Origin of the sequence: Mycolicibacterium vaccae NBRC 14118 = CIP 105934, from assembly GCF_001552715.1 — a bacterium.
Classification (GTDB): Bacteria; Actinomycetota; Actinomycetes; order Mycobacteriales; family Mycobacteriaceae; genus Mycobacterium; species Mycobacterium vaccae.
Genome location: NZ_BCRS01000037.1, coordinates 20,605 through 31,062 on the forward strand (window position 1 = coordinate 20,605; position 10,458 = coordinate 31,062).

At 68.2% G+C, this 10,458-nt stretch carries 9 protein-coding genes; 7 read left to right on the top strand and 2 right to left on the bottom strand.

What is annotated here, in order from left to right; genetic code table 11:
- Window position 1: 1 nt before the first annotated feature.
- Together MVA01S_RS09880 and MVA01S_RS09885 are read right to left on the bottom strand one after the other, a co-directional pair.
- Window positions 2-2,923, bottom strand: coding sequence for an aminotransferase (locus MVA01S_RS09880; protein WP_040541593.1), 2,922 nt, complete (start codon window positions 2,921-2,923; stop codon window positions 2-4).
- Between the two features lie 11 nt (window positions 2,924-2,934).
- Window positions 2,935-3,807 carry an alpha/beta fold hydrolase gene (locus MVA01S_RS09885; protein ID WP_003931117.1) on the bottom strand — a complete coding sequence of 291 codons (873 nt, stop codon included), beginning with the start codon at window positions 3,805-3,807 and terminating at the stop codon, window positions 2,935-2,937.
- A gap of 100 nt (window positions 3,808-3,907) precedes the next feature.
- Here MVA01S_RS09885 and MVA01S_RS09890 point away from each other — a divergent pair, with 100 nt between their 5' ends.
- From MVA01S_RS09890 to MVA01S_RS09920, 7 genes are all read left to right on the top strand, one after another.
- Complete coding sequence (locus MVA01S_RS09890; RefSeq protein WP_003931118.1) at window positions 3,908-4,513, top strand: TetR/AcrR family transcriptional regulator; 606 nt, start codon at window positions 3,908-3,910, stop codon at window positions 4,511-4,513.
- Window positions 4,514-4,593: 80 nt separating this feature from the next.
- Window positions 4,594-5,067: a VOC family protein gene (locus MVA01S_RS09895; protein ID WP_003931119.1), complete on the top strand. Its 474-nt coding sequence runs from the start codon at window positions 4,594-4,596 to the stop codon at window positions 5,065-5,067.
- 150 nt (window positions 5,068-5,217) lie between these two features.
- Entirely contained in the window at window positions 5,218-5,982 is a 765-nt protein-coding gene (locus MVA01S_RS09900; RefSeq protein WP_040541598.1) for an MlaE family ABC transporter permease, read from the top strand.
- Window positions 5,979-6,833, top strand: coding sequence for an ABC transporter permease (locus tag MVA01S_RS09905; protein WP_003931121.1), 855 nt, complete (start codon window positions 5,979-5,981; stop codon window positions 6,831-6,833). The genes MVA01S_RS09900 and MVA01S_RS09905 overlap by 4 nt, the downstream gene beginning before the upstream one ends.
- Window positions 6,834-6,836: 3 nt before the next feature.
- The gene (locus MVA01S_RS09910; protein WP_003931122.1) at window positions 6,837-8,303 is read left to right on the top strand and encodes an MCE family protein; all 1,467 of its coding nucleotides are present in this window, start codon (window positions 6,837-6,839) and stop codon (window positions 8,301-8,303) included.
- 35 nt (window positions 8,304-8,338) lie between these two features.
- Entirely contained in the window at window positions 8,339-9,370 is a 1,032-nt protein-coding gene (locus MVA01S_RS09915) for a virulence factor Mce family protein (protein WP_003931123.1), read from the top strand.
- Window positions 9,367-10,458: MCE family protein (locus tag MVA01S_RS09920; protein ID WP_060941585.1), on the top strand; the 1,092-nt coding region annotated here is incomplete at its 3' end. The genes MVA01S_RS09915 and MVA01S_RS09920, both read left to right, overlap by 4 nt.

Sequence of the window (10,458 nt, forward strand, 5' to 3'; positions counted from 1 at the left end):
GCTACCAGCCCTCGGTGAGCACCCGGTCGAGGGTGTCGACATAGAAGTCGGCGGCCTCGACGTCGATGCACAGCGGCGGCTTGGTCTTGAGAATGTTCTGGTGGTCGCCGGTGGGCTGGATGACCACACCCAGGTCGAGCATCCGGTCGCAGATCGCCGCGGTCTCCTCGGTGGCCGGCTCCAAAGTCCTTTCGTCACGGATCATCTCGACACCGAGGTACAACCCGAACCCGTGCACGGTGCCGACGATCGGATGACGATCGCGCAGTGACTCCAGCCTGGACTTGAGGTGTCCGCCGACCCGGAGCGCGTTGTCCTGCAGGCCTTCGTCGCGCAGCACGTCCAGCACCGTCATCCCGATCGCGCACGAGAGTGGGCTGCCGCCGGTGGAGGAGAAGAAATAGCCCTGCCCGGCGAACGCGTCGGCCACCGCCCGAGTGGTGATCACCGCCCCGAGCGGATACCCGTTGCCGGTTGCCTTGGCCACCGAGACGATGTCGGGCACCGCGTCCTGCTGCTGGAAACCCCAGAACCATGTGCCGAGCCGGCCGTAGCCGACCTGTACCTCGTCCGAGATCGCCAGCCCGCCGCCGGCCCGCACCGCGGCGTACACCTGCTGCAGGTAACCGTCGGGCAGCGCCATGCCGCCGGCGTTTCCGTACACGCTCTCGCAGATGAACGCCGCCGGCGGACGACCTGAGGCGACCAGAGCTTGGATCTGGGCTACCGCCTCCCCGGCGTACCGGTGGGCCTCGGCGCCGCGGAACTTGCCGCGGAAACTGTTCGGTGACTCCACGGTGTGCACCCAATCGGGCCGCGTGGCAAGCGCATTGGGGTTGTCGGCGGTCGACGTCGACACCGCGTCGGTACCGTAGGTCCATCCGTGATAGGCCTCGCGGACCGCGACCACATCGCGCCGTCCGGTCGCCGCGGTCGCCAGCCGGATCGCCAGGTCGCTGGCCTCCGATCCCGAGTTGACCAGGAACACCGTGTCCAACGGCTCGGGCAGCAGAGCGGCCAGCCGCTCGCTGAACTCGACGACGGACTCGTAGTTGAACCGTGAGTTGGTGTTCAGCCTGCGCAGCTGACGGGCGGCGGTGTCGGCGATTCGCGGATGCGCGTGCCCGAGCACCGTCACGTTGTTGACCATGTCGAGGTAGCTGCGCGCCGCCGTCGACATCAGAAAGTGGCGTCGGCCGCGCTCGATCTGCGGGGGCGTGCGGTAGTAGAACTCCTGCACCGCAGCGAAACTGGAATGCCGCCGCGACACCAGGTCGGCGCCGGCGGCGGGCTCGTCCAGCGGAGACAGTCCGAGCAGTGGTCTGGGGTCACGGCACAGGGCCAGCCATCCGGGGGCGAGGTCGGACCGGACATACGAAGGAGCTGCCGGCGCTCCGACCGGACGCACCGCCACCTCGAACCGCCGGCCCGCGCGGGCGGTGCCGACGGTCTCGCCGGCGATGACCGGGCCTGTTCCCGTTGGCGTCACGCCGGCCACTGTGACCTCGAAGTCCTTGCCGCGCACCGTGACCGCTCCGGTCGTGTCGTGATCGACGTCGCCGTCCCACGGGGCCGCGATCTCGGTGTCGGACGCCGTCCACACCTGGACGCCGGTGGACACCACCTCGGGGCTGTCCTGACTGAGTCGGGGCGCCCGGCACAGTGCCGCCTCGCCGAAGCGGGTCACGACGACGGTGGCACCCCGATGCAGTGCGGCTCCGGCGGCTTCTTCGTCGATGTCCGGCCGGAGCCGTCCCGCGTCGTCGTACGCGTCGTCATAGATCTCTGAGGTGGTGGACAGGTCGAGGGTGAGCGCGGCTGACCGGTCCACACCGATCATCTGGGCCTTCACCCGCGGCGCAGACGACTTCTGCGTCAACCCCAGTTCGGCCTTGATCAGCGCGGTCATCACGTCGAGCGGGACCGAGGTGGCGAGCTCGAACATCCGGCGTTCCCCGTCGGACTGCTCGGTCAGGTAGTCGTTGGCGGGATCCAGGGCGACCTGCTGTGCCCCGCTGACGATGAGCACCGCGGTCCGCAACACCAGCATCGGCCACAGCGCCTCGGCCTCGGCCGCCGACAACGGACGCACAGCGTGGAAGGCCTTGAGCGCGGGCATCACCGACGTCAGCTGCGCGCCGACATGTCCCAGCACGCAGGAGGCGGTGATGGCCAGCTCGGAGACCGCCCACGTGTGGGACAGGTCGCCGAAGTCGATGACGCCGTCCGGGTGGCGGCCCGAGACCACCACGTTCGCATCGGTGAGGTCGAGATGTACTGCCTGCCTGGGCAACACGTCGTCGAGCGGGGCGATCCGCGACCACGCCCGCCGAGCCGCCTGCAGTAGCCGGTCCCGCAGCGCCTCGTCGTCGACGTGTGCGCTCAGCGCCTCGACCGTGTGCAGTCCGAAGCGCAGGTCCCACTGCAGGATCCGGTCCAGCCCGGGATGGGTGAACCGGGCCAGCGCGCGGCTGGCGCGCGCTGCGACATCCCCCAGGCCGGCGACCTCCTCGGGGCTCAGATAACCCTTCTGTACCAGTGTGCCGCCCGGAAGGTACCGCAGCAGCCGCACGTAGGCGGTGCCGTCGACGAGTCCGGTGACCGCCGAACACTTCTGCCCTGCCAGGTTCGGTAGCGGAACCGCCACGCGCAGGCCGGGTTCCGTGTCGGCGATCAGCTGCGCCGCCTCGTCCTGGGCCGCCAGTTCCTCCGCCGTGAACGCCGGGTTGGCGATCTTGAGGACTCCGAGTACAGCACCGTCCTCGGCGTGGACGCGAAAGTTCTTGTCCTGCTGGCTTCCCAGCGACTCGACGCGCGCGGCGAGGCCGTAGTGGTCGGCCAGGATGTCGCACGCCTGCTGCTCGCTGACCTGCGGTGCGGGCAGCTCAGGCTGCTCCAGGAAATTGAACCCGCGAGCGCTCATCGCGTTGCTCTTCATCGCAAAACAAAGTCGATCACGACATCGGAGAACGCATCATTGTCGTCCCCGGCCGCGGTGTGTCCGGCGCCGGAGAGTTCGACGAACTCGGCCGCGGGTACCTTGGCCAGGAAGTCCTGCACCGCATCCTCGCTGACCACATCGGACAGTTTCCCGCGCACCAGCAGGATCGGGATGGTCAGTTCGATCGCGGACTGCTCCAGCGATTCCACCCGCACGAACGGGTCCTCGTTCGGCTTGGTCAGGAACGCCGGATCCCAGTGCCAGTACCAGCGGCCGTTGCGGTGGCGCAGGTTCTTCTTGAGGCCCTCCGGGCTGCGCGGTCTGGGCCGGTGCGGCAGATACGCGGCCACCGCGTCGGCAGCCTGTTCCAGCGATTCGAAGCCGTGGATGTGGCTGAACATGAAATCGCGGATGCGTGCGCTGCCGTCCTTCTCGTAGCGCGGCACGACGTCGACGAGGATCAGCCGCACCACCCGCTCGGGACCGGCCTGTCTGGCCGCCATGATGCCGGTCAGGCCGCCCATGCTCGCACCGATCAGCACGGTGGGCCGGCCGATCTGGTCGAGCACCGCGCGGGTGTCGGCGCACAACGACTCGACGGTGTAGTTCGCGTCGGGGGAGCGGTCACTGTCTCCGTGGCCGCGGCTGTCGAGAGCCACGACATGCAGACCCTCCCCGGCCAGGATCTGCCCGGTCTTCTTCCACGAGAACCTGTTCTGACCTCCACCGTGCAACATGAGCACCGAGGGCCGCGCCGAATCGAAGCCGGGTGTCCGGGCCGGGTTGTTCCACTCGTCGGCGACCAGGGCCAGGTCCTCGGCGCCACGGAAGGTCACGGTCGCCGGATCGTTGCGGGTGGTGCTCACGGGCGTCCTCTCGACTGTTTCCCCGGCTCACGCTACTGCGCGGACGCGTTGTCGCCATCTCGGGCCCGCTGCGGTGTCCGGGACCTTAATATTTACGGTTGTGCAACCGGGGGGACAACACGAGGACGACCGGCGGCGAATTGTCGCCGCCGCATACCGCTGCCTGGCGCAGCCGCACGCCGGGCCGGTTCCGGTGCAGGCGATCCTGCGCAGCGCGGGCGTATCCAGCAGGGCTTTCTACCGCCACTTCTCGTCCAAGCACGACCTGTTCCTCGCGCTACTCAAGGAGCAGTGCGAAACCGTCGTCGCCCAGGTGGACGCCGTCGCCGCCGCGGCGGTCGGCACACCGGCCGACCAGCTCTCGGCGTGGATCGCGGTCATGTTCGATCTGGTGCTGGACCCGCAGCAGCGGCTGGAGCTGACGGTCATCGACTCGGAGGAGGTGCGCGTCGCCACCGGCTACCGCACGATGAGGGACCGCTTCCACGTGGCCCGCGAGCGCTCACTGACCGAGATCCTGCGCCGCGGTCTGCGCGACGGCACCTTCCCGCTGACCGAACCCGACTCCGATGCCGTAGCGATCAACGCGATCGTCAGCCGGGTGCTGGCCAACCAGCACACGGACGACCCGCAGGCGCGCAAGCAGGCCGAAACGGCGGTGCGTGACTTCGCCCTGCGGGCCGTGGGCGCACCCGAACGGCGCTGACGGGGACGCGCCCGGCGATGAGTCCGCGCCCGCGTCGTGGTCTCAACGGTGTCGAGACACCCGCCCCGAGAGGAGCCCTCATGCCCACCATCACCCCGTCGCTGTGGTTCGACGACAACGTCGAGGAGGCCATCGCGTTCTACAGCGCGATCTTCCCGAACTCCGCGGTCGAGACCATCGAGCGCTACACCGAGGCGGGGCCGGGAACTCCCGGCCAGGTGGTCGCGGCAACGTTCACTCTCGACGGTCAGCGCTTCATCGGTATCAACGGCGGTCCGCAGTTCCCGTTCACCGAGGCGGTGTCGTTCACGATCGCGTGCCGCGATCAGGCCGAGGTCGACTATTACTGGGACCGCCTGGTCGAGGGCGGCCAGGAGTCACAGTGCGGCTGGCTCAAGGACAAGTTCGGATTGAGCTGGCAGATCGTGCCGGAACGGCTCACCCAGCTCACCAGCGACCCCGATCCGGCCCGCGCTGCCGCGGCCACCAGGGCGATGCTGGGCATGAGCAGGATCGTCGTCGCCGATCTGGAGGAGGCCGTCGCGGGTCTCTAGCTCACCGAACATCTCCCGTGTTGCCCGGCCAGAATCTGTTGATATACGGTTCAGCCCGTCCTCACCTGTGTAACCTTCACCCGATCCAGGTCGGCCAGGCCGGTTCGCGGAGGACCAATAGTGGTAGGTGTACACAAGGAGGCCGGTTCGATGGTGGCTTCCGGCGTGGTCAAACCTGTCCGCGCGTTCGGTGGTTTCTTCTCGATGGTGCTCGACACCTTCGTGGCGATGTTCAGGCCACCGTTCGCCTGGCGTGAGTTCATCACTCAATCCTGGTTCGTCGCACGGGTATCGATCATCCCGACGCTGATGCTCACCATCCCGTACACGGTGCTGCTGACCTTCACGTTCAACATCCTGCTGCGCGAGTTCGGCGCCGCGGACTTCTCCGGCACCGGAGCGGCACTCGGCACAGTGCGCCAAATCGGCCCCATCGTCACGGTACTGGTGGTCGCGGGTGCCGGCGCCACAGCGATGTGCGCCGACCTCGGGGCGCGCACCATCCGGGAGGAACTCGACGCGCTGCGCGTGATGGGCGTGGATCCCATTCAGGCGCTTGTCGTTCCGCGGGTGCTGGCGGCGATGCTGGTGTCGCTCGCCTTGTCGGCGACGGTGATTCTGGTCGGCCTGGCCGGCGCCTACTTCTTCTGTGTGTACATCCAGAACGTCTCGCCGGGTGCGTTCGCAGCCGGGCTGACGTTGATCATCGGTGCGACCGACGTGATCATCGCGCTGGTCAAGGCGGCGCTGTTCGGCTTGTCCGCCGGTCTGATCGCTTGCTACAAGGGCATTTCGGTCGGCGGCGGACCGGCCGGCGTCGGCAACGCGGTCAACGAGACCGTGGTGTTCACCTTCATGGCGCTGTTCGCGATCAACATCGTGGCCACGGCCGTCGCCGTCAAGGTGACGATGTGACGATTTCGCGCCCGCACTCCCAGTTCCCCTGGCTCAAAGCCCGGTATCGAGCCCTGGCCGGCCCGTGGAACCAGATCGGTGTGCAGACCAAGTTCTGCGGACGCACGCTGCGCTCGATGCTGTACGCCGTCACCCGTTATCGCATCGAGCTCATCCGGCAGGTCGCCCAGATGGGTTTGGGCGCAGGCGCATTGATCATGATCGGCGGCACGGTCGCGATCGTCGGCTTCCTCACCGTCACCACCGGCGCGCTGGTTGCGGTTCAGGGCTTCACCGACTTCTCCGAGATCGGTGTGGAGGCCCTGACCGGATTCGCCTCGGCGTTCTTCAACGTGCGGCTGATCGCACCGGCGACCACGGCGGTGGCACTGGCGGCGACCATCGGCGCCGGCGCGACCGCGCAGCTGGGCGCGATGCGGATCAACGAAGAGATCGACGCGCTGGAGGTGATGGGCATCCGCAGCATCGCCTATCTGGCCTCCACGCGCGTGGTAGCCGGTTTGCTGGTGGTGATCCCGCTGTACTGCGTCGGCGTACTGGCCTCGTTCTGGGCGGCGCGATTCGGCACGACGGTGATCTACGGCCAGTCCACGGGTGTGTATGACCACTACTTCCGCACCTTCCTGAACCCGACCGACCTGATCTGGTCGTTCCTGCAGTGTGTGGCGCTGGCCGTGGTGATCATGCTGGTGCACACCTATTACGGGTTCAGTGCCCGCGGCGGGCCCGCAGGCGTCGGCGAGGCCGTCGGGCGTGCGGTGCGCACCTCCCTGATCCTGTCCGCGTTCGTGCTCGTGATGATCTCGCTCGCGGTGTACGGGCAATCCGGCAACTTCAACCTGGCGGGCTGAGGCGTGGACGACGAAGGCCTCAAACCGGGCTGGTGGACGCTGATTCTGGTCGTGCTGTTCGCGGCGGCCATCGGGCTGACCTACGCGATGTTCACCGGAAGCCTGAAATCCACTGTGCCGGTGACGCTGACCTCCGACCGGGCCGGGCTGGTGATGGAGACCAACGCGAAGGTCAAGCTGCGTGGCGTGCAGGTCGGGCGGGTCGCCGACATCGCGGTCACCGGCCGGCAGGATCCCACGGTCGCGCTGCAGCTCGAGATCGATCCCGATCAGCTGCAGTACATCCCGGCCAACGTCGAGGCCCAGATCCGGGCGACCACCGTGTTCGGCGCCAAGTTCGTCGACCTGGTCTTCCCCGACGACCCCAGCAGCCGGCGGCTCGAAGCCGGCCAGGTGCTGATGTCGCGCAACGTGACCACCGAGGTCAACACCGTGTTCCAGAACCTCGTCGCGGTGCTCGACCAGGTCGACGCGGCCAAACTCAACAGCACCCTGTCGGCGCTGGCCGACGGTGTCCGCGGCCAGGGCGAGCGCATCGGGCAGGCCACCACCGACGCCAACGAGGTGCTGCTGGCGCTCAACCCCCGTCACGAGACCATCCAGGCCGACCTGCAGGCGCTGGACCAGTTCAACCAGACCTACAGCGCCGCGGCCCAGGACATCCTGGCCACGCTCGACGCCGCATCGACCATCAGCACCACCGTGGTCAACCAGGCCGAGGAACTGGACGCGCTGCTGCTGTCCACGCTCGGGCTGTCCAACAGCGGCATCAACCTGCTGGCGCCGAACCAGGCCAATCTGATCAAGGCCGTCAACACGCTGGCGCCGACGACGAACGTGCTGCACAAGTACAGCCCGTCGTACACGTGCCTGCTGCTCGGCGCCAAGCACCTGCTCGACGAAGGCGGATACCAGGCGCCCGGCGGCAACGGCCGCACCCTGGTGCTCGACGCCGGCCTGTCCTTCGGTGACGACCCGTACAAGTACCCGCAGCACCTGCCGATCGTGGGCGCCAAGGGTGGCCCCGGCGGAAAGCCGAGCTGCGGTTCGCTGCCCGTCGTCGCCGACAACTGGCCGGTGCGCAACCTGGTCACCAACACCGGCTTCGGCAGCGGGCTGGACTGGCGCCCGAACCCGGGCATCGCGTTCCCGATGTACGCGAACTACCTGCCCACCACCCGCGCCGTGCCGGAACCGCCGAGTGTGCGGAACATGTTCGGCGGCCCGGCCATCGGGCCCGTCCCGTACCCGGGAGCCCCGGCCTACGGTGCCCAGCTGTACGCCCCGGACGGCACGCCGCTGTGGCCGGGCCTGCCGCCCGCACCGCCGCCGGGGGCTCCGCGCGACCCCGGACCGCGACCCGGTTCGGAACCGTTCGTGGTGCCCAACCCGGCCCAGATGCAGCCGACGGCCGTGCCGTATCCGTTCGTGCCGCCGCCGGTCCCGGCGCAGCCCGGACCGCCCCGTTAGTTCCCGCCCGCCCCGAACACACTGAGAGGTAACCGATGTCAGTCAGTATCCGACGGGACGCGACGCGTCTCGGGGTGTTCCTGGCTGTCTGCCTGCTCGGGGTGTTCGGCCTGTTCGCGGTGTTCGGGCAGATGCGTTTCGGTGAGAAGAGCCACCGGTATCTGGCCGAGTTCGTGAACGTGACCGGCCTGGAGACCAACGACTTCGTCCGCATCGCCGGCGTCGAGGTCGGCAAGGTCAAGAACGTCGAGATCCAGCCGGACACCACGGCTCTGGTGGAGTTCACCGCCGACGACTCGGTGGTGCTGACCGAGGGCAGCCGCGCCGTCATCCGCTACGACGACCTGATCGGCGGCCGCTACCTGGCGCTGGAAGAGGGCGCCGGAGGCACGGCCACGCTGGCGCCGGGCCAGACGATCCCGCTCGCCCGCACCTCGCCGGCACTGGATCTCGACGCGCTCATCGGCGGCTTCCGGCCGCTGTTCCGGGCGCTGGATCCGGACCAGATCAACGCGCTCTCAGGACAATTGATCTCCGCGCTGCAGGGGCAGGGCGGCACCATCAACTCGTTCCTGGCCCAGACCGCGGCGCTGACCAGCACGCTCGCCGATCGCGACCAGCTGATCGGCGAGGTCGTCGTGAACCTCAACACCGTGCTCGGCTCGCTGGGCGACCAGAGCGATCAGTTCGCCAAGGCCGTCGACGCGCTGTCCGAACTGGTCGACGGGCTGGCCTCGCGTGGCCGGGAGATCAGCGACGGGCTGGCCTACACCAACGCCGCGGCGGGCAGCATCGCCGACATGCTCACCGAGGCTCGCCCGCCGCTGAAGAAGACGATCGACGAAACCGACCGTGCCGCAGGCATTGTCGTGGCTGACCACGAGTACTTCGACAACGTGATCAACACGCTGCCCGACGCCTACCAGGCCCTGGCGCGGCAGGGGATCTACGGCGACTTCTTCAGTTTCTATCTCTGTGACATCGTGCTCAAACTCAACGGCAAGGGCGGACAACCGGTGTACGTCAAGGTCGCCGGGCAATCCAGCGGGAGGTGTGCGCCGCGATGAGGCCCTTCGGAGAACGCAACCAGGTGGTCGTCGGCGCCGTCGGGCTCGGCGTCACCGCCGCCGTCATCCTCGGCGCGGTGAACTACGACAAGCTGCCGTTCGTCGACCCGGGCCGTGAGTACACCGCGCACTTCGCCGAGGCGGGCGGTCTGACCACCGATGCCTCCGTTCAGGTTTCGGGGTTCAAGGTGGGCCAGGTCAAGTCCATCGAACTGGACGGACCGCAGGTGCTGGTGACCTTCACCGTCGACAAGGACATCCGCCTCGGTGACCGCACCGAGGCCGCGATCAAGACGAAGGGCCTGCTGGGCACCAAGGTCCTGGAGGTCGTCGCCCGCGGTGACGGCCAGCAGGACGGTGTCATCCCGCTGGACCGCACCACCTCGCCCTACCAGCTTCCCGACGCGCTCGGCGACCTGTCGGCGACGATCAGCGGACTGGACACCGATCAACTGTCGGAGTCCCTGCGGGTGCTCTCGACGACGTTCGCCGACACCCCGCCGCAGCTCAAGATCGCCGTCGAGGGTGTGGCGCGGTTCTCCGACACGCTCAACGAGCGCGACGCGCAGTTGCGCGGCCTGCTGGCGAACGCCAACAAGGCGACCACGGTGCTCGCCGAGCGCAGCGATCAGGTGGTCAGCCTGGTCTCCGACACCAACGCGCTGCTGGCCGAACTGCGCAACCAGAGCGCGGCGCTGGACCAGATCTCGGGCAACATCTCGGCGCTCAGCCACCAGCTGCAGGGTGCGATCGGCGAGAACCGCGCCACCGTCAAACCCGCGCTGGACAAGCTCAACGGCGTGCTGACCATCCTGGACAACCGCAAGGAGCGGCTGCAGAAATCGCTGAGTCTGCTCAACCAGTACGCGATGTCGCTGGGGGAGTCGGTGTCGGCGGGCCCGTTCTTCAAGACCTATGTGGCCAACCTGCTGCCCGGCCAGTTCCTGCAGCCGTTCATCGACGTCGCGTTCTCCGACCTGGGCCTCGACCCGAATGTGCTGCTGCCGTCCCAACGCAGCGATCCGCAGGTCGGCCAGGCCGGCACCCCGGCGATGCCGGTGCCGTTCCCGCGGACCGGCCAGGGCGGC